Source organism: Streptomyces sp. NPDC001728 (genome assembly GCF_040297565.1).
Classification (GTDB): domain Bacteria; phylum Actinomycetota; class Actinomycetes; order Streptomycetales; family Streptomycetaceae; genus Streptomyces.
Map to the genome: position 1 here is coordinate 18,304 of NZ_JBEOZK010000016.1, position 18,613 is coordinate 36,916.

Annotated in this window: 14 protein-coding genes; 4 read left to right on the top strand and 10 right to left on the bottom strand. The window is 74.4% G+C overall.

What is annotated here, in order from left to right:
• Nucleotides 1–37 precede the first annotated feature (37 nt).
• Nucleotides 38–1,603, bottom strand: coding sequence for a bifunctional phosphoribosylaminoimidazolecarboxamide formyltransferase/IMP cyclohydrolase (gene purH, locus ABT154_RS22890; RefSeq protein WP_351858692.1), 1,566 nt, complete (start codon nucleotides 1,601–1,603; stop codon nucleotides 38–40).
• Nucleotides 1,578–2,207, bottom strand: a complete 630-nt coding sequence (purN, locus tag ABT154_RS22895; RefSeq protein WP_250770376.1) for a phosphoribosylglycinamide formyltransferase — start codon at nucleotides 2,205–2,207, stop codon at nucleotides 1,578–1,580. Before purN ends, purH begins: the two co-directional genes overlap by 26 nt.
• A 262-nt stretch (nucleotides 2,208–2,469) precedes the next feature.
• On the opposite strand from purN, the gene ABT154_RS22900 reads away from it, so the two are divergent.
• Entirely contained in the window at nucleotides 2,470–3,204 is a 735-nt protein-coding gene (locus tag ABT154_RS22900) for a hypothetical protein (RefSeq protein WP_351858693.1), read from the top strand.
• Here the strand turns inward: ABT154_RS22900 and ABT154_RS22905 are convergent.
• The gene (locus ABT154_RS22905; protein WP_351858784.1) at nucleotides 3,194–4,834 is read right to left on the bottom strand and encodes a cell division protein PerM; all 1,641 of its coding nucleotides are present in this window, start codon (nucleotides 4,832–4,834) and stop codon (nucleotides 3,194–3,196) included. The two genes, ABT154_RS22900 and ABT154_RS22905, sit on opposite strands and share 11 nt — an antisense overlap.
• 128 nt (nucleotides 4,835–4,962) lie before the next feature.
• Between ABT154_RS22905 and ABT154_RS22910 the strand changes: the two genes are divergently transcribed.
• On the top strand, nucleotides 4,963–6,414 hold the full coding sequence (locus ABT154_RS22910; protein ID WP_351858694.1) for a sigma factor-like helix-turn-helix DNA-binding protein: 1,452 nt from the start codon (nucleotides 4,963–4,965) through the stop codon (nucleotides 6,412–6,414).
• Nucleotides 6,415–6,534: 120 nt separating this feature from the next.
• Here the strand turns inward: ABT154_RS22910 and sucD are convergent, their stop codons facing one another.
• The 6 genes from sucD to ABT154_RS22940 form a co-directional block, all read right to left on the bottom strand.
• Nucleotides 6,535–7,419 carry a succinate--CoA ligase subunit alpha gene (gene sucD, locus ABT154_RS22915; protein ID WP_317878361.1) on the bottom strand — a complete coding sequence of 295 codons (885 nt, stop codon included), beginning with the start codon at nucleotides 7,417–7,419 and terminating at the stop codon, nucleotides 6,535–6,537.
• 19 nt (nucleotides 7,420–7,438) lie between these two features.
• A complete protein-coding gene (gene sucC, locus ABT154_RS22920; RefSeq protein ID WP_317878360.1) occupies nucleotides 7,439–8,617 on the bottom strand; it encodes an ADP-forming succinate--CoA ligase subunit beta in 1,179 nt (392 codons plus the stop codon).
• Between the two features lie 422 nt (nucleotides 8,618–9,039).
• Entirely contained in the window at nucleotides 9,040–10,263 is a 1,224-nt protein-coding gene (locus tag ABT154_RS22925) for a VWA domain-containing protein (RefSeq protein ID WP_351858695.1), read from the bottom strand.
• Nucleotides 10,260–12,509 carry a DUF5682 family protein gene (locus tag ABT154_RS22930; protein ID WP_502969567.1) on the bottom strand — a complete coding sequence of 750 codons (2,250 nt, stop codon included), beginning with the start codon at nucleotides 12,507–12,509 and terminating at the stop codon, nucleotides 10,260–10,262. Before ABT154_RS22930 ends, ABT154_RS22925 begins: the two co-directional genes overlap by 4 nt.
• 233 nt (nucleotides 12,510–12,742) lie before the next feature.
• Entirely contained in the window at nucleotides 12,743–13,900 is a 1,158-nt protein-coding gene (locus ABT154_RS22935; protein ID WP_351858696.1) for an ATP-binding protein, read from the bottom strand.
• Between the two features lie 107 nt (nucleotides 13,901–14,007).
• A complete protein-coding gene (locus tag ABT154_RS22940) occupies nucleotides 14,008–14,421 on the bottom strand; it encodes an MmpS family transport accessory protein (protein ID WP_351858697.1) in 414 nt (137 codons plus the stop codon).
• A 148-nt stretch (nucleotides 14,422–14,569) separates the two neighbouring features.
• On the opposite strand from ABT154_RS22940, the gene ABT154_RS22945 reads away from it, so the two are divergent.
• Nucleotides 14,570–15,916: an SWIM zinc finger family protein gene (locus ABT154_RS22945; RefSeq protein ID WP_351858698.1), complete on the top strand. Its 1,347-nt coding sequence runs from the start codon at nucleotides 14,570–14,572 to the stop codon at nucleotides 15,914–15,916.
• Nucleotides 15,917–16,077: 161 nt separating this feature from the next.
• Nucleotides 16,078–18,027 (top strand): DUF5691 domain-containing protein, encoded by a 1,950-nt coding sequence (locus tag ABT154_RS22950; RefSeq protein WP_351858699.1) that lies wholly within the window; start codon nucleotides 16,078–16,080, stop codon nucleotides 18,025–18,027.
• A gap of 86 nt (nucleotides 18,028–18,113) precedes the next feature.
• On the opposite strand, the gene icmB is transcribed toward ABT154_RS22950, so the two are convergent.
• Complete coding sequence (icmB, locus tag ABT154_RS22955) at nucleotides 18,114–18,521, bottom strand: coenzyme B12-dependent isobutyryl CoA mutase small subunit (protein WP_056552186.1); 408 nt, start codon at nucleotides 18,519–18,521, stop codon at nucleotides 18,114–18,116.
• Nucleotides 18,522–18,613 lie beyond the last annotated feature (92 nt).

Genomic DNA, 18,613 nt, shown 5'->3' on the forward strand with positions numbered 1-18,613 from the left:
ACCGGCGGGCCGTCCGCTGTCCGTCCGAGCCGGAGGATCAGTGGAAGAAGTGGCGCGTCCCCGTGAAGTACATCGTCACGCCCGCCTTCTTCGCCGCCTCGACGACCAGCTCGTCACGCATCGAGCCGCCCGGCTGCACGACCGCCTTCACGCCGGCCGCGGTGAGGATCTCCAGGCCGTCGGGGAAGGGGAAGAACGCGTCGGAGGCGGCGTACGAGCCGCGCGCCCGCTCCTCGCCCGCCCGCTCGACGGCCAGCTTCGCGGAGTCGACGCGGTTGACCTGGCCCATGCCGACGCCGACCGAGGCGCCGTCCTTGGAGAGCAGGATCGCGTTGGACTTGACCGCGCGGCAGGCCTTCCAGGCGAACGCCAGCTCCGCCAGCTCCTCGGCGGACAGGGCCTCGCCGGTCGCCAGGGTCCAGTGCGCCGGGTCGTCGCCCTCGGCCTGGAGGCGGTCGGTGACCTGGAGCAGCGCGCCGCCGTCGATCGGCTTGACCTCGACCGGGTTGGCCGGGCCGCCCTCGGCGCGCAGCACGCGGATGTTCTTCTTCCTGGCGAGGATCTCGACGGCGCCGTCCTCGTACGCCGGGGCGACGATGACCTCGGTGAAGATCTCCGCGACCTGCTCGGCCATCGCGACCGAGACCGGGCGGTTGACGGCGATGACGCCGCCGAACGCGGACAGCGGGTCGCAGGCGTGGGCCTTGCGGTGGGCCTCGGCGACGTCCGCGCCGACCGCGATGCCGCACGGGTTGGCGTGCTTGATGATCGCGACGCAGGGCTCGGTGTGGTCGTACGCGGCCCGGCGCGCGGCGTCGGTGTCCGTGTAGTTGTTGTACGACATCTCCTTGCCGTGCAGCTGCTCGGCCTCGGCGAGGCCGCCCGTGCCGTCGACGTAGAGCGCGGCGCCCTGGTGCGGGTTCTCGCCGTAGCGCAGGACGTTGTTCCGCGCGTAGGTGGCGCCCAGGAAGTCCGGGAAGCCGCTGTCGTCGGCGGCGGCGTAGTCGTCGGCGAACCAGGAGGCCACGGCCACGTCGTACGCGGCGGTGTGCTGGAAGGCCTCACCGGCGAGGCGCTTGCGCGCGGTCAGGTCGAAACCGCCGGCCTTGACGGCCGCGAGCACGTCGTCGTACCGCTCGGGGCTGGTCACGATCGCCACGGACGGGTGGTTCTTCGCGGCGGCGCGGACCATGGACGGGCCGCCGATGTCGATCTGCTCGACGCACTCGTCCGGGGTGGCGCCGGAGGCGACGGTCTCGCGGAACGGGTAGAGGTTCACGACGACCAGGTCGAAGGGCTCCACGCCCAGCTCGGCGAGCTGCGCGCGGTGCGACTCCAGGCGCAGGTCGGCGAGGATGCCGGCGTGCACGCGCGGGTGGAGGGTCTTGACGCGGCCGTCCAGGCACTCGGGGAAGCCGGTCAGCTCCTCGACCTTGGTGACCGGCACCCCGGCGGCGGCGATCTTCCCGGCCGTGGAGCCGGTGGAGACGAGCTCGACACCGGCCTCGTGCAGACCGCGGGCCAGCTCTTCGAGCCCCGTCTTGTCGTAGACGCTGACCAGCGCGCGGCGGATGGGCTTAACGGTGTCCGTGTTCACCGACATGAACCTTTCGTCCCTCAATGCGATAGCCGTGCCGGGCGAGGCGCCCCACGACGTCGACGAGCAGCGAGCGCTCGACTTCCTTGATGCGCTCGTGCAGAGCGGCTTCATCGTCCGTCTCCCGCACCTCGACCACGCCCTGGGCGATGATCGGGCCGGTGTCGACACCGTCGTCGACGAAGTGGACGGTGCACCCGGTGACCTTCGCGCCGTAGGCGAGGGCGTCACGCACCCCGTGGGCACCGGGAAAACTGGGGAGCAGAGCCGGGTGGGTGTTGACGACCCGGCCGCCGAAGCGGGCGAGGAACTCCTTGCCGACGATCTTCATGAAACCGGCCGAGACGACGAGGTCCGGTTCGTACGCGGCGGTGGCCTCGGCCAGCGCGCGGTCCCACTCCTCGCGGGTGGCGTGGTCCTTGACCCGGCAGACGAAGGTCGGCAGCCCGGCGCGCTCGGCGCGCTCCAGACCGGCGATGCCGTCGCGGTCGGCGCCCACGGCGACGATCTCGGCGCCGTACCCCTCGGGGTCCGCGGCGATGCCGTCGAGGAGGGCCTGCAGATTGGTACCGGAACCGGAGACCAGGACGACGAGGCGGGCGGCAGCCACTGGGTCACTCTTTCCGTGGTGTTTGTACGGTCGTACGAACGAATCGTGCCGCTCGATACGGGGAACCCTACGAATGGCTCGACCGTCAGCAACGATACCGGCACACCGGACGGCCCCCACGGGACGGGGGCGGAGCAGGGCGGTAGCGTCAGGGTCCGACCCCCGACGAACAGCGGGCTGCGGCAGACAGCAGCAGACGAGACAACAGCGCAGACCACGGGTGCGGACGTGGTCACGACGACAGAGGGAAGACGTTCAGCAGATGCCGGAACGCCAGTCCACGGACGACAACAACCCGTTCGCGCCGCCGCCCGAGGGCAGGCCGGATCAGCCGTGGCAGCCGCGGCGACCGGAGGGCTCGGACGACGAGACGTCCGGGAACTCCGGCTCGTCGGGGCCGGCCGACGGCCGATGGAGCCCCCGCCAGCCGGGACCCTCGGACGACGGCTTCGGCCGCGGACCCGAGCGCCAGGGCGGTGGACAGGGAGGCGGTCAGGGCGGCCCCGACGGCGGGCCCGGCCAGGGCGGCCCCGGCCGCCAGGGGCTCCGCTGGGACCCCACGGACCCGGCGCAGCGGCGGGCGCGGTACGCGATCCTCGCGGGCATGTGGGCCTTCTTCTTCGCGATCTTCGAGATCCCGGAGCTGGCGCTGCTGCTCGGCGCGCTCGGCCTCTACTGGGCGATCAGCTCGCTGCGCACCAAACCGAAGCCGCCGGCGGAGCCGACACCGGCCTCCCCCGGGGCGGAGACGGCGGCGGGAGCGGCGCCGCAGGGCCCCACGGGGGCGACTCCGATCCGCGCGATGCGGACCGCCGCGATCAGCGGCCTGGTCGCGGCGAGCGTGGCCCTGATGATCGTCGCGGTCGGCTTCACGATGAAGCTCGTCTACAGCGACTTCTACGAGTGCCGCGCCGACGCCCTCACCCATGCGGGCCAGCTGGCCTGCAACGACCTCCTGCCGAAGCCGCTGCGCGCGGGCTTCGGCGTCAGGGAGTAGAAGCGGCGGATCCGCCGCCGCCGGGCCGGTCCGGGGGCGGCGGCGCGGGCTCCCAGGCCGCCGGGAGGTAGTCGTACGGCTCGAAGGCGGAGTCACCGTACGGATCGTCGCCGAGCCCGAGATCGGCACCGGAGGTCTCGCCCGGCGGCGCGACCTGCGCCGACTGCGCTGCCGGGGACGGGGACGGACTCACGGACGGGTGTACGAGGCCGGGCTCGGATACGGCCCCGGCGGCGCCATCGGCACCGGGTGCGGTGCCGGCTGGTGCTTCTGGGGTGTCGCCGGCACCTGACCCCGGCCCTGAACCGGTGTCTGCCGCAGCCCCCGCTGTCGCCGATACCTCGGCCGCAGCCCCCACCGACGCCCCCACCGGCTGGGCGCCCGTCACCGGCACCCGTACCCGTACCTGTTCCGGTGCCGGTGCCGGTGCCGGAACAGGTCGGCGCAACGAGCGGGGCACGCGGCGGGCCCAGGCCCGTACGCCCAGGGCCACCGGGACCCCCACGCACGCACCCCACAGCACGGCCGCCGCCCCCGTCTGCCACCACACCGGCCCGAACGCCGCGAGGCGACCGCCGCCCAGCGGACCGCCCGCCGCGCCCGCGAGGACGGCGACGGCCGCCCCGCAGCCCCAGGCCGCGCCCAGCGCCGTGAGGGCGGTGTCACGGGCCGCCCAGGTGCGCGCCGCGCGGCCCACACACCGGCCCTGGAGCACGGCGGCGGCCAGCGGAACGGCCGCGGCCGTCCAGTGCGGCCACTCCCCGCGCCCCTCGGCGGGCAGCGCGGCGAGCAGCGGGAACGGCGGTACGGCCGGGTCCCCGACGAGACCCAGCGGGGTGGCGAACGCGCCGGTGCCGAGGGCGAAACCCGGCCCGAGCCCGTACGAGGCACCCCAGACGGCCATGTTCGGGAGCAGCGCCAGGACGAGCAGCAGCACCGCCACCCGCCCCGACCACTCCCCCGTGAGACCCGCGTACGCCGCCTGCGCCTCGCTCGCGTGCCAGGCGAGCGAGACCGCCGCGGCGACCGCGCCGCCCGCCAGCAGGGTCACCAGGCCGAGTCCCGTCGCGCGCAGGGCGACGGCGGCCTGGCGCTGTCCGGGCAGTGGGCGGCCGTGCGCGGTCCAGACCCCGGCGCCCGCCGCGGCCGTGACGACGGCGGGCAGCCAGAGCCCGGCGCTGACGAGGTCGGCGGGCAGGGGGCCGCTCTCGCTGTAGACCACGACCCCGGCCGCGACCAGGAGATATCCCCCGGCGACCGAGGCGACGGCACCCCCGGCGGAGGGGCGCGGCCGGTCGTCGCCGCCGCCGTCGAGGGTGTCGCGGGCGGCCCGGTGGACGAGCCAGACGGGCAGGACGACCAGGACCAGCGGCACGATGCCGAGGGGCGCGGGCAGGCCGCTCAGGGTGTCCGTACGGACGAGGTCGACGCCGTGGGCGAGCAGCCAGAGCCCGGCGGCCAGGTGCAGGGTGCCGCCGGCGCCGCCGTCGGGGTACGGGGAGCTGATCCAGGCCGCGATCACGAGCACGGCGAGAGCACCGAGACCGAGCCCGGCGGCGACCCCGCCCCGGACACAGGCGGTGGCGAGGGCGGTGGAACGACCGCCCCGGACCAGGGGGTGTTCGGTCATATGGGTCACGGGGTCATGCTGCCAACGACACGCGCTTTTACCGCGTAACAGGCAAACCTCCGTTGTGTCGCTCAAGATACGTTTATGTACTTTTCCGCCCAGAGCAGCTCTGCGGGAGGTCGACGCCGATGAGCCGGAGCACCGCGGATTCCGCATCCGCCGTCACCCTGCCGACCCCGAAGGAGCGGCGCAGGTTGCGTGAGGTCCTCGCCCTGAGCGAGGAGCAGGTCGCCGAGGCCATGGGCGTCACGAAGGCCACGGTCAGGGCGTGGGAGACGGGGCGCTCGACGCCCCGGGGCCGTAAGCGCGAGGCGTACGCGAGGCTGCTCGGCTCGTCCGGGCCCGGCGGGTCGGACGACCGCCGCCCCGCGCCGCCGCCCGCAGCCGCCCGCACACGGCCCCCGGCCGACTCACCGTCGAGACCGCAGCCGGAGACACCGGCGCAGACCCCCGGACGGCCGCAGGCCGAGGACCGGTCGAGGGCCGATGCCCAGGCCCAGGCCCAGGCACGGCCACAGGCGCCGTCCCACGCACAGGCCCAGTCCCCCCTGAAGCCTCCCGCGCGGGTTCAGGCCGCCGAGTCCGCCGGTGTGCGGCCCAAGGACGCCGCCAAGCGGGCCGGACGGCCGCCGAAGGCCCCCTCGCCCTCGCCCGCCATCGCCTCCGGCCCCGCCCGCAAGGGCACCCCGAAGCCGCAGGAGCGGCTGAAACAGGCACCCGTGGACGCGGCGGCACCGGTGCCCGCCGAGCCGCTACCCCCGCTCCCGCCCGAACCGCCCTCGCTCACACCCGAACAGGCCTTCGACGCGCTCTACGCGCACGCGGCTTCCGGCCTCGTCCACCAGACCTATCTGCTGACCGGGCGTCGACGGCTCTCCCGCGAGGCCGTCGAGTACGCCTTCCACCACGCCTGGCACCACTGGCCCGAGGTCGCCGTCGACCCGGATCCGGTGGGCTGGGTGAGGGCGACGGCGTACGAGTACGCCCTCTCCCCCTGGCACCGGCTGCGCCGCACCCACAAGCACCCCGACGCCCCGCCGACGGAGGCGAACCGGCGGTCCCTGCTCACGGCACTGCTCGAACTGCCGCCGCCGTACCGCCGTACCGTCCTGCTGTACGACGGGCTGGGCCTCGACCTGCCGGAGACGGCGGCCGAGACCGAGGCCAGCACCCCCGCCGCCGCCAACCGGCTGCTGCACGCCCGTACCGTCCTCGGGGAGCGGGTCCCCGAGCTGGCCGAGCCGGAGGTGCTGCACCGGCGGCTCGGCGCGCTGGTCGCGGAGGCGCCGACGGCGACCCTCCCGGCCGCCCGCACGGTCAGGACGGGCAGCGACCGGCGGGCCCGGGCGTGGACGCGGGCGGTGCTGGGGGTGACGGCGGTCCTCATCGGGGTCACCGGCTTCACGGCGGCGACCGCGCCGACCCGGTACATCCCCGTCAACGCCCCCGGCGAGACCGTCAACGGCGTGCCCGTGCGCGGCGGCCCGCAGAAGCTCCGCCCGGAGGACGTGGAGCTCCGCGAGAAGCTGCGCACCGGGCCGAACCCGGGCCCGGAGCGGCTGCTGCCGTCCGCCGAGTAGCGGGCGGGCCCCGCCGAGAAGCGGGCGCGCGTACGAGCGGGCCCCGCCCCACCCGGTCTTCCGGGAGGGGCGGGGCCCGCTCGTGTACTGCCTGTCAGGCCGCTGTGCGAATCAGCCCGTTCAGCCCGCGAGGATGGCGCGCGCCAGCTTGGCCGTCTCGGTCGGCGTCTTGCCGACCTTGACGCCGGCGGCCTCAAGGGCCTCCTTCTTCGCCTGGGCGGTGCCGGAGGAGCCGGAGACGATGGCGCCGGCGTGGCCCATGGTCTTGCCCTCGGGCGCGGTGAAGCCCGCGACGTAGCCGACGACCGGCTTGGTGACGTTGGCCTTGATGAAGTCGGCCGCACGCTCCTCGGCGTCGCCGCCGATCTCACCGATCATGACGATCAGGTCGGTGTCGGGGTCCGCCTCGAACGCCGCGAGGGCGTCGATGTGCGTGGTGCCGATGACCGGGTCGCCACCGATGCCGACGGCGGACGAGAAGCCGAGGTCACGGAGCTCGTACATCATCTGGTACGTCAGCGTGCCGGACTTCGAGACCAGGCCGATGCGGCCCGGCTTCGTGATGTCGCCCGGGATGATGCCGGCGTTGGACTGGCCCGGGGTGATGAGACCGGGGCAGTTCGGGCCGATGATGCGGGTCTTGTTGCCCTTCGACTGCGCGTACGCCCAGAAGGCGGCGGAGTCGTGGACGGCGATGCCCTCGGTGATGACGACCGCGAGGGGGATCTCGGCGTCGATCGCCTCGACCACGGCGGCCTTGGCGAAGGCCGGCGGGACGAAGAGGACCGACACGTCGGCGCCCGTCTTCTCCATCGCCTCGGCGACGGAGCCGAAGACCGGGACCTCGGTGCCGTCGAAGTCGACGGACGTGCCGGCCTTGCGCGGGTTCACGCCGCCGACGATGTTGGTGCCGTCACCCAGCATGAGCTTGGTGTGCTTCATGCCCGTGGCACCGGTCATGCCCTGGACGATGACCTTGCTGTCCTTGGTCAGGAAGATAGCCATGGTGTTCTGACCTCGTCCCTTACTTCGCAGCCGCGAGCTCGGCGGCCTTGTCGGCCGCGCCGTCCATGGTGTCCACGCGCTGCACGAGCGGGTGGTTCGCGTCCGACAGGATCTTGCGACCCAGCTCCGCGTTGTTGCCGTCGAGGCGCACGACCAGCGGCTTGGTGACCTCTTCGCCCTTGGAGGCGAGGAGCTCCAGGGCCTGGACGATGCCGTTGGCGACCTCGTCACAGGCGGTGATGCCACCGAAGACGTTGACGAACACGGACTTGACGTCCGGGTCGCCCAGGATGATCTCCAGGCCGTTCGCCATGACCTCGGCGGAGGCGCCGCCACCGATGTCGAGGAAGTTGGCCGGCTTCACGCCGCCGTGGTTCTCACCGGCGTACGCGACGACGTCCAGGGTCGACATGACCAGACCGGCGCCGTTGCCGATGATGCCGACCTGGCCGTCCAGCTTGACGTAGTTGAGGTTCTTGGCCTTGGCGGCAGCCTCGAGCGGGTTGGCTGCGGCCTTGTCCTCGAGCGCCTCGTGCCCGGGCTGGCGGAAGTCGGCGTTCTCGTCGAGCGAGACCTTGCCGTCCAGCGCCAGGATGCGACCGTCCTTGGTCTTCACCAGCGGGTTGACCTCGACGAGGAGCGCGTCCTCGGCGACGAAGGTGTCCCACAGGGTCACCATCGCCTCGGCGACGCCCTCGGCCACCTCGGCCGGGAACTTCGCCAGGGCCACGATCTCGCGGGCCTTCTCGATGCTCACGCCGTCGACGGCGTTGACCGGGACCTTCGCGAGGGCCTCGGGGGTCTTCTCCGCGACCTCCTCGATGTCCATGCCGCCCTGCACCGACGCCATGGCGAGGAAGGTGCGGTTGGTGCGGTCGAGGAGGTACGAGACGTAGTACTCCGCCTCGATCTCCGGGGACAGCTCGGCGATCATCACCTTGTGGACCGTGTGGCCCTTGATGTCCATCCCGAGGATGTCCGTCGCACGGGCGACGGCCTCGTCCGGGGTGGCGGCCAGCTTCACGCCGCCGGCCTTGCCGCGGCCGCCGACCTTCACCTGCGCCTTGACGACCGACTTGCCGCCAAGACGCTCGGTGGCCTCGCGCGCCGCCTCAGGCGTGTCGATGACTTCACCGGCCAGCACCGGTACACCGTGCTTGGCGAAGAGGTCCCTCGCCTGGTACTCGAACAGGTCCACGCGCGTCCGTCCCTTTTCTGATGATCGCGGTTCGTTGTCTGCGTGGGCGTGCCGCGAAGGGCAACGTGACTGCACTGTCACAAGGGAGGCGTACACGGTGTCCGTGGACGCGGCATGTCCGTCTCGCAGGTTATCGCCGTGGGACGTAGGTCCCTAAATCGCAGGTCACAACGGAGCGGTGATACGGGTCACAGATCGTAGGGGCGAGGGGGCCGTCCGTAGGGGGCGGCGCGTGGGGGCGGGTGCCGTGGACGGCAGGTGGGGCTTGGGCTCCCGCCCCCTCACGACGCGCCGGAACGGAAGGTGAGGGCCGTTCCGAAACGTGTGTGATATGAGACTCAGTCACCCTGCGCGCACCCGTGCGGGTGGTCCTGGGCTACGGATTCCGCACCTGCGGGCGCCGGCCGGGAGCGGCGGGGCCGTCAGGCCTCGGGTATCGGCAGCGGGCGCTTCTCCAGTGCCGCCGCCATCACCTCCGGGAACAGGTCGGGGGTGCAGGCGAAGGCCGGCACCCCGAGCGCGGCCAGCGCCGCCGCGTGGTCGCGGTCGTAGGCCGGGGCGCCCTCGTCGGAGAGCGCGAGCAGCGCCACGAACTGGACCCCGGACGCCTTCATCGCCGCGACCCGCTTCAGCATCTCGTCGCGGATGCCCCCCTCGTACAGGTCGCTGATGAGGACGACGACCGTGTCGGCGGGCCGGGTGATCCTCGACTGGCAGTGGGCGAGCGCCCGGTTGATGTCCGTACCGCCGCCCAGCTGGGTGCCGAAGAGGACGTCGACCGGGTCGTCGAGCCGGTCGGTCAGATCGACGACGGCCGTGTCGAAGACGACCAGCCGGGTGGCGATGGACCGCATCGACGCGAGCACCGCGCCGAAGACGGAGGCGTACACGACGGAGGCGGCCATCGAGCCCGACTGGTCGACGCAGAGCACGACCTCCTTGCGAACCGCCTGGGAGGCGCGCCCGTGGCCGATCAGCCGCTCGGGGACGATCGTGCGGTGCTCGGGCAGGTAGTTCTTGAGGTTGGCGCGGATCGTACGGTCCCAGTCGATGTCCCGGTGGCGGGGCCTGCTGATCCGGGTGGAACGGTCGAGGGCGCCGGTCAGGGTCGCGCGGGTGCGGGTGGCGAGGCGCTTCTCCAGCTCGTCGACGACCTTGCGCACGACCGTCCGCGCGGTCTCCCTGGTCGTCTCGGGCATGGCCTTGTGGAGGGAGAGCAGGGTGCCGACGAGGTGCACGTCCGCCTCCACGGCCTCCAGCATCTCCGGCTCCAGGAGGAGCGTGGCGAGGCCGAGGCGGTCGATCGCGTCGCGCTGCATGACCTGGACGACGGAGCTGGGGAAGTACGTGCGGATGTCGCCGAGCCAGCGGGCGACGGAGGGCGCCGAGGCGCCGAGCCCCGCCGAGCGGTCCCGCCCGGCGCGGTCCCCGCCCTGACCCTGGCGGCCGTAGAGCGCGGTGAGGGCCCCGTCCATGGCGGCGTCGGTACCGGCGAGGGCGCGGCCGGTGCCGTCGGCCTCCCCGCCGCCGAGGACGAGCCGCCAGCGCCGCAGCCGCTCGTCACCGACCACCGGAGGGGTGGCGGCGGGGGTGGCCGTGCCGGTGGTGGGGCCGGTGGCGATGGTGACGGTCGGGTCCGTGGTCATACGGGGGCCTCCTTGCCGAGGACGGGGTCCGGGCCGAGGACGAGGTCCGAGCCGAGGACGAGGTCCGAGCCGAGGACGAGGTGGAGGAGCGGCAGGACGGCGTCCGCCCGCTCCCGGTCGAGCGTCGGGGCGAAGCCCGGTGTGCCCTTCGTGGCGTCCCCGGCGCCGCCGGTGCCCGGCCCGCGGGCGACCAGCTCGCCGAGGGTGCGGCGCACCCCCGGCTCGTACCCGGAGAAGGTCCGGCGGAGCAGCGGCAGGACATCGGTGAACGCCTCGGCGGGAACGCCCGTGAGCCAGCCGTCGACCAGCCCGAGGAGCCGCTCGTCGTGGACGAGGAGCAGTCCCCCGCCGGACGCGCCGCCCACGAAGCCGTCGATCCAGGCGGCGGCGTCGGACGGCGGGGTGCCGGGCGACAGGGCCCGGCTCATGAGCAGGGCCGCCTCGTCCTCGGCGAGCCGCCCCTCGTCCAGGAGGAGCCGGGCGGCCCGCCCCCGCAGGACGCCCGGTATCCGGTCGCGGTCCGCGAGGCGCCGCAGGACGCCCGCCCAGCGCTCGGTCAGCCGGTCCGCGCCGGGCAGCAGGCCGAGGGAGCGGTGCACCTCGTCGATCCGCTCGCGCATGGCGCCGGCCGCGTCGGCGTCGAGTCCCGCGCAGGCGGGCGGCAGGCCGACGCAGATCCGCTCGGCGAGTCCGGCGGCGACCTCGGCCAGGGCCGCCGTGTCGGTGCCCCGCACGTCGCCGTAGCGCAGGGAGCGGGCGAGGGCCGGGAGGGCCTGGGCGAGGTGGGCGACATCGGTGTCGAGCGCGGCCCGGTCGGCGAGCGCCCGCATTACGACGGGCAGCGCGTCGGCGAGCCCGGCGAGCAGGCACTGCTCGGCGAGGGCGGTGATGTCGGCGAGGCCGGTCGCCGCCAGGGCCCGGGAGCGGGCCCTGGCGGTGGCCGCCGCCTCGACGGTGGTGCCCCAGACACCGGCCTCGGCGACCTGGACGTGCAGCTCGGGCTCCCACCGCAGCCGCCAGCCCTCCCGGAACGTGCCGGTCCCGGAGCGGCCGGCGGCCGGTGTGCCCCAGTCGACGCCGAGGAGCCGCAGCCGGTGCAGCAGACGGCTGCGCTCGCCGTCCGTCTCCTTGCGGAGGTCGAGGTCGAGCTCGCGCTCGTGCGCCTCGGGCTTGAGGCGCAGGGTGCGCTGACGGCGGGCCAGGTCGCGCTGGAGGGGGACGGCGGGGGCGCCGTCCGGGACCTCGCCGAGGACGTCGCCGACGACGAGCCGGTCCCGGACGAGGTCGAGTGGGACGTCGGAGCCCTCGCAGAGGACCGCGCGGACGGCGTCGGTGGTCTCGTCGAGTCCGGGCAGCGGCCGGCCGCGCAGCGCGGCCAGGGTGCCGGCGAGCCGGACGGCCTCGATGACATGGGCGGAGGAGACCAGGCGGTCCTCGGCCCTGAGGAGTCCGGCGACCTTGGTCATCCAGCGCTCGACGGGCCGGTCGGGGGCGGCGAAGAGGTGGGCGTACCAGCCGGGCGCTTCGATGCCCGCGCCGTACCCCGAGCGGCGGGCGAGCCTGCGGTGGGTCCAGGGGACCCAGGTCATCTCGGTCTTCACCTTGGGCAGGCCCTTGAGGAGGGCCCGGTCGGCGGCGACGGTGGTCCGCCGGGTGAGGGCGGGGACGTGCCAGGCGCCGCAGACGACGGCGACGGCCTCGCCGAACTCCTTGCGGACGGTACGGAGCTGGAGCCGCATGTACGCCTCGCGGACCAGGTCGCGGGGGTGGCCGCCGTGCCCGTACGCCTCGCGCAGCGCGCCCATCGCCTCGGCGAGCGCCTCGAACGGGGCGGTGGGGTCGGCCTCGCCGCGCAGTTCGACGACGTCCTCCCACCAGCGCTCGGCGTCCTCGTACCCGGCGGCCATGGCGAGTTCGGCGACCGGGTCGATCCGCGGGCCGCTCCCGGAGACCTCGTCCTCCCCGTCGTCCCAGGTGGGGTCGGCGGCGAGGGTGTGGGCGGCGGGCAGGTCGATGAAGCGGACGGCTGCGCCCCGGTCGAGGGCCCAGCGGATCGCGACCCACTCGGGCGAGAACTCGGCCATCGGCCAGAACGCGGCCCGGCCGGGGTCGTCCACGGCGTGGGCGAGCAGCGCGACCGGCGGGCGCATGGCGGGGTCCCCGGCGAGCGCCACGAGGGCGTCGGCCTCGGCGGGCCCCTCCACGAGCACCACGGCGGGCTTCTCCGCGTCCAGCGCGGCCCGCACCCCACGCGCCGACCCGGGCCCGTGATGCCGCACCCCGAGCACGAGCGGCCCACCGGCACCCCCGGACCCGCGCGCCCGCCCGGCGCCGGCGGCCGGGACGGACGTCCTGGCGTCCTGACCCGGGCCGGAACCCCGCCCGCCCCCGGCGGCCGGGAAGGACCCCGGCGTCCGCCCGCCTTCGGCACCCCCGGACCCGCGCGCCCGGTCCGACCCGGTGACCGCTGCAGCGGCCGTCATGCGCTCACCTCGCGGCAGGCGCGGTAGAAGTCCTTCCAGCCGTCTCTCTCCCTGACCACCGTCTCCAGGTACTCCTGCCAGACGACCCGGTCGGCCGCGGGGTCGCGGACGACCGCGCCGAGGATGCCCGCCGCGATGTCCGCGGGGCGCAGGACCCCGTCGCCGAAGTGGGCGGCGAGGGCGAGTCCGCCGGTCACGACGGAGATCGCCTCGGCGGTGGACAGCGTCCCCGAGGGGGACTTGACCCGGGTCCGCCCGTCCGTGGTGACCCCGTCCCGCAGCTCGCGGAAGACGGTGACGACCCGGCGGATCTCGTCCACCCCCTCGGGGACGGCCGGCAGCTTTAGGGAGCGCCCGAGCTGCTCGACGCGGCGGGCGACGATGTCGACCTCGGCCTCGGGGGTCGCGGGCAGCGGCAGGACGACCGTGTTGAAGCGGCGGCGCAGCGCGCTGGAGAGTTCGTTGACGCCGCGGTCGCGGTCGTTGGCCGTGGCGATCAGGTTGAAGCCCGGGACGGCCTGGACCTCCTGTCCCAGTTCGGGAATGGGCAGGGTCTTCTCGGACAGGATCGTGATGAGCGTGTCCTGCACGTCGGCGGGGATCCGGGTGAGTTCCTCGACCCGGGCCGTCATGCCCTGGGACATGGCGCGCATGACGGGGCTGGGCACGAGCGCGTCGCGGCTGGGGCCGTGGGCGAGGAGCCGGGCGTAGTTCCAGCCGTACCGGATGGCCTCCTCGGGGGTGCCCGCGGTGCCCTGGACGAGGAGGGTGGAGTCGCCGCTGACGGCGGCGGCGAGGTGCTCGGAGACCCAGGTCTTGGCGGTGCCGGGGACACCGAGCAGCAGCAGCGCCCGGTCGGTGGCGAGCGTGGTGACGGCGACTTCCACGATGCGGCGCGGTCCCACGTACTTGGGCGTGATCACCGTCCCGTCGGGGAGGGTGCCGCCGAGGAGATAGGTGGCGACGGCCCACGGCGAGAGGCGCCAGCGGGCGGGGCGGGGCCGGTCGTCGGCCGCGGCGAGCGCGGTGAGTTCGTCGGCGAAGGCGTGCTCGGCGTGCGGCCGCAGGGCCTCTGCGGCGGCCTGCCGCCGCCCCGTTCCGGTGTCCGTCTCGACACCGGAACCGGGCTTCGCGATGGTTTCGGGCACGGGCATGGATCCCCCTCCAGATCGTTCGACCTGCTGTGTGATCCACCGTGCACCATGCCACTGACAATCGGATGTCACCGCTGGTCAGGGCGGGTTGGAGGGGTGAGGGGGCGTCAGCCCACGACGGGGGAGACGGCGACGCAGCCGCCGGCCATCGCCTGCTCGGCCTTGGCCTCCTTGATGACCTTGCCCTGGTAGACGATCTTGCAGGTGAGGTCGGCGGGGTCGAGCGAGATCGGCATGACGGCCGGCGGCATGATGCCCTTCAGCTTCACCGTCTTCTTCCAGGGCGTCGCGGGCTTCTTCTCCGACTCGACCTTCGGCGCCATCGCGGTGCCGTCACCGGCGTGGTAGTCGATGGACTCCACGGCCTTGCCGGTGACCTCGTAGGTGACCTCGTAGGACTCGGTCACGGACTTGTCGACCTGGTCGGCGGCCTTCTCCGCGGCCTCCGAGCAGGCGCCGAGGCCGAGGGTGAGACCGGTGACGGCGAGGGCCGAGACGGCGGTGCGGACGGTGCGCTTCATGGGGGTCCCCCTGGACGCGTGGTGTGAATGGCCGGTCCGCGCAGGCAACCTTAAAGAGATGGTAAAGTCAAATCCTCCCCGAGCCCTCCCGTGCAGGTCAACTCCCAGGCCAGGGGCGTTGTCAGTGCCTCCCCCTACCGTCGGGGACATGAATGCCATGGGGGTGCGCTGGACGGCCGAGCAGGTGCTTGCACTGGCTCCTGACGAGGCCTCGCGCAGAGCGGGGAGCAAGCTGGGCACGGCCGGACCGTGGTCCGGTACGGGGCGCGCGGACGGCGCCGTCTGGGGCCTGTGCAAGGGCAGCGGACGCACGCCGTACCGGACGGTCGTCGACACCACCGGGCCCGCGTACCACTGCGGTTGCCCGAGCCGGAAGTTCCCCTGCAAGCACGCGCTCGGTCTACTGCTGCTCCAGGCTTCGGACGCGACGGCTGCCGAGGAGGCCACCGCTCCCGACTGGGCCGCGACATGGCTCGAAAGCCGTCGTGGGCGCGCCGCGAGCGCGGCGGCCCGCCGGGCCGAGGGCGATGCCGGAGCCCCCGCGGACCCGGAGGCGGCCCGCCGCAGGTCCGAGCGCAGGACCGCCCGGATCACCTCGGGAGCGCAGGAGTTGGAGCGGCGGCTCGCCGATCTGCTGCGCGGAGGCCTGGCGGCGGCGGAACGCTCGGGGTACGGACAGTGGGACGAGACGGCGGCCCGCATGGTGGACGCCCAGGCGCCGGGCCTCGCGGGCCGGGTGCGGGAGTTGGGGGCGATACCGGGCTCGGGCCCGGGCTGGCCGGTGCGGCTCCTGGAGGAGTGCGCGCTGACCCATCTCCTCGACCGCGCCTGGCTGGGCGCCGACCGGCTGCCCGCGCCGTTCGCGACGACGGTGCGGACCCGGATCGGGCTGGCCGCCCCGGCCGAGGGCGCCGCGGTGCGCGACCGGTGGCACGTCCTCGCGCAGTACGACGCGGGCGACGCCCGGCTGACCACCCGGCGCATCTGGCTGCACGGCACGACGAGCGGGCGCACCGCGCTCCTGCTGTCCTACGGGGCTGCCGGCCGCCCACCCCGGCTCGCACTCCCGGTGGGCGCGGTGCTCGACGGCGAGCTGACCCCGTACGCGGGCTCCGGCCAGCTGCGGGCCGAGCCGGGCGAGCAGTTCGTGCCGGTCGCCTCGTCCGCCGCGCCACCCCCGGGCGGACCCGTGGGCGCGGCGCTCGACGCGTATGGCCGGGCTCTGCGGGAGGACCCGTGGCTGGACTCATGGCCCGTGACGCTGAGCGGGGTGGTCCCCACGCGCGCGGAGTACAGCTGGCAGCTCGCCGACGCGGACGGCCGGGAGGCCCTGCCCCTGACGCCCGCCGCCCAGTCGCGGTCGGGCCTCTGGCGCCTCGTCGCCCTGTCGGGGGGTGGGCCACTGACGGTCTTCGGCGAGTGCGGGCACCGCGGCTTCACACCGCTGGCCGCCTGGGCCCCGGAGACCCCGGACGAGACGGTCCCTCTCGTATGACCCCTCGTACGACCTCCGGGACTCCCGCGACCCGCTCGCCTCAGGCGACCCACTCGGCCCAGGTAATCCACCCGCCTCTGACGACCTACTCGCCCCAGGCAACCCACTCACCTCAGGCGACCCGTCCACCTCGGGCGCCCCAATCGACCCCCTCGACCTCCATGAGCAACGACCACCGCCCGCCGACCGACCGGAGGACCTCGATGGAGACGACCGCGATGGAGACGGACACGACGACCCCCGACGGCACTGTTCTCACCGCCGCCGCCGAGGCGAGCGAGGACGTCGGCCGTGGCGCGGACGGCAGCGGTGACGCGCACGACCGCCGTGGGCCGGACGACGGCCAGAGAGAGAACGCCAGTCGTGGCACGGACGGCGGCCAGGGAGCGAACGCCAGTCGTGGCACGGACGGCGGCCAGGGAGCGAACGGCAGCCATGGCTCGAACGACGACCGCCCCACCCAAGTCGGCTCCCCAGCCGAGGACGCCCTCTGGGAGGAGCTCGTCACCTCCGCGCTGCTCGGCACGGACCGGCGTACCCCCGCCGGAGTGCCCGGGCTCGCCGGATTGTCCGGCGGCGAGCTGCCGGGGGCCCTGCTCGACGCCGCCGCGCTGCACACCGTACGGCGCAGGGCGGGCCTGCGCCCCGGGCCCGCCGCGCCGCCGCCGCAGCCGGCGCCCGAGGACCCGCGCGGGACGCTGCCCGAGGCGGCGAGGCGACGGCTCGACCAGTTGCTCGCCGGCCGGGCCGCGCCCTCCCCGGCCGGACGGCGCGGGGCCGCTCCCGACCTCGCCGAACTACTCCCCCAGTGGCTGGTACTCGCCAACCGGCACGGATACAAGGCACCGGCCGCCTCCCTGCCCGCCCTTCTCGACGCGGCCCGCGCCCGCACCGATCTGCGCCCTCAGGCCCTCCGGCTGGCCGGGCCGCGCGGTCTGTGGCTGGCCCGGCTCAACCCCGAGTGGCGGTTCGCGCTGCGGGGCGCGGGGGCGGGCGGCGCGCTCCCGGACCCCCGCGACCCGGAGGGCGTACGCACCCTGTGGGACGAGGGCCTGTTCGCCGAGCGGGTCGCCCTGCTCGGCGCCGTACGCACCGAGGACCCGGCCGCCGGGCTCGCCCTGCTCGCGTCCACCTGGTCCGCCGAGCGGGCGGAGGACCGGCTGATGTTCCTGGACTCGCTGCGGGGCGGACTCTCCGACGGGGACGAGGAATTCCTTGAGGCAGCCCTGGGCGACCGCAGCCGCAACGTCCGGGCCACCGCGGCCGAGCTGCTGTCCGCCCTGCCGGCCTCGGCCCTCGCCGGCCGGATGGCGGGCCGTGCCGTCACGTGCGTCGGTCTCGACCGGACCGCCGAGACGCCGACGGTCACGGTCGAGGCCCCGCACGAATGCGATACGGCCATGGAGCGGGACGGTCTGGTGGCGACGCCCCCGGCGGGGCGTGGCGAGCGCTCCTGGTGGCTGGGCCAGCTCGTCGAGGCGGCTCCGCTGTCCTGCTGGCCGCCCCGGTTCGGGGGGCGCGGCCCGGAGGAGATCGTGGCGCTGCCGGTGGGTGACGACTGGCAGGCCGAGCTGCACGCGGCCTGGTGCCGGGCGGCCGTACGGCAGCGGGACCCGGCCTGGTCGCGCGCGCTGCTCGGTGCGCCGTCGGACCCGCCCGCGACGGGCCCCGGCACGTCGTCGCTCGCGGAGCGGGCCCAGCTCCTGTCGACGCTGCCCCCGGAGGAACGGGCGTGCTGGGTCGCCTCGTTCGTCGCCGCGCACGGTCTGTCGGAGGCGTTCCAGCTGCTCGGCGTGTGCGAGGTGCCGTGGGCGGAGCCGCTCGGCGGCGCGGTGGTCGACGCGCTCGACATCGCGCGGGACGCGGGCAGCTACCCCTGGAGCTTCAGCGGCGTGATGGGTCTCGCCGAGCGCTGCCTCGCCCCGGAGGCGGCTCGGCACCTGGAGTCCCTGACGGCCCGGCCGGACGAGGCGGGGGACGCCTCTCCGGGCGCGGGCGGCTACTGGTCCGAGGCGTTCCAGCGGCTGGTCTCGACGCTCCGGCTGCGCGCGGCGATGAGAGCCGAGCTCGCGGGACCGGCACCGGGCCCGGGCGCTCCGGGCACCCCGTAGACCCGGACCGGACACGCGGAAGGCCCTCCCCGAGGGGGAGGGCCCCGAAAGCGGTTCCCGAAGCGGCGCGCCGGCTCCCCGAAGGGTTACGCGGCGACGCGGACGTTCGCGTTCACCCAGTCGACGATGGACGCGGTCGTGGCGCCGGGCGTGAAGATCTCCGCCACGCCCTTCTCCTTCAGCGGCGCGATGTCCGCCTCCGGGATGATGCCGCCGCCGAAGACCTTGATGTCCTCCGCGTCACGGTCCTTGAGGAGCTCCAGGACCTTGGCGAACAGCGTGTTGTGCGCGCCCGAGAGGATCGAGAGGCCGATCGCGTCGGCGTCCTCCTGGATCGCGGTGTCGACGATCTGCTCCGGCGTCTGGTGGAGGCCGGTGTAGATGACCTCCATACCGGCGTCGCGGAGTGCCCGCGCGATCACCTTGGCCCCGCGATCGTGGCCGTCGAGACCCGGCTTGGCCACCACCACGCGGATCGGACCGGTCACACCCATCACTGCCTCCACATGCGACCCCCGCGCCTGATTGCCGGGGAGGTGAACGAACGTTATCGCCAGCATCCCGCAACCGGCCGTTTCGCGGTGGC

Coding starts and splice junctions, on each gene's coding strand:
- ABT154_RS22905 (WP_351858784.1), bottom strand. CDS start 4,834: ATGACCGAACACCCCCTGGTCCGGGGCGGTCGTTCCACCGCCCTCGCC.
- ABT154_RS22950 (WP_351858699.1), top strand. CDS start 16,078: ATGAGCAACGACCACCGCCCGCCGACCGACCGGAGGACCTCGATGGAG.
- ABT154_RS22940 (WP_351858697.1), bottom strand. CDS start 14,421: ATGAAGCGCACCGTCCGCACCGCCGTCTCGGCCCTCGCCGTCACCGGT.
- ABT154_RS22900 (WP_351858693.1), top strand. CDS start 2,470: ATGCCGGAACGCCAGTCCACGGACGACAACAACCCGTTCGCGCCGCCG.
- purH (WP_351858692.1), bottom strand. CDS start 1,603: ATGTCGGTGAACACGGACACCGTTAAGCCCATCCGCCGCGCGCTGGTC.
- ABT154_RS22935 (WP_351858696.1), bottom strand. CDS start 13,900: ATGCCCGTGCCCGAAACCATCGCGAAGCCCGGTTCCGGTGTCGAGACG.
- ABT154_RS22945 (WP_351858698.1), top strand. CDS start 14,570: ATGAATGCCATGGGGGTGCGCTGGACGGCCGAGCAGGTGCTTGCACTG.
- icmB (WP_056552186.1), bottom strand. CDS start 18,521: ATGGGTGTGACCGGTCCGATCCGCGTGGTGGTGGCCAAGCCGGGTCTC.
- ABT154_RS22925 (WP_351858695.1), bottom strand. CDS start 10,263: ATGACCACGGACCCGACCGTCACCATCGCCACCGGCCCCACCACCGGC.
- ABT154_RS22910 (WP_351858694.1), top strand. CDS start 4,963: ATGAGCCGGAGCACCGCGGATTCCGCATCCGCCGTCACCCTGCCGACC.
- sucD (WP_317878361.1), bottom strand. CDS start 7,419: ATGGCTATCTTCCTGACCAAGGACAGCAAGGTCATCGTCCAGGGCATG.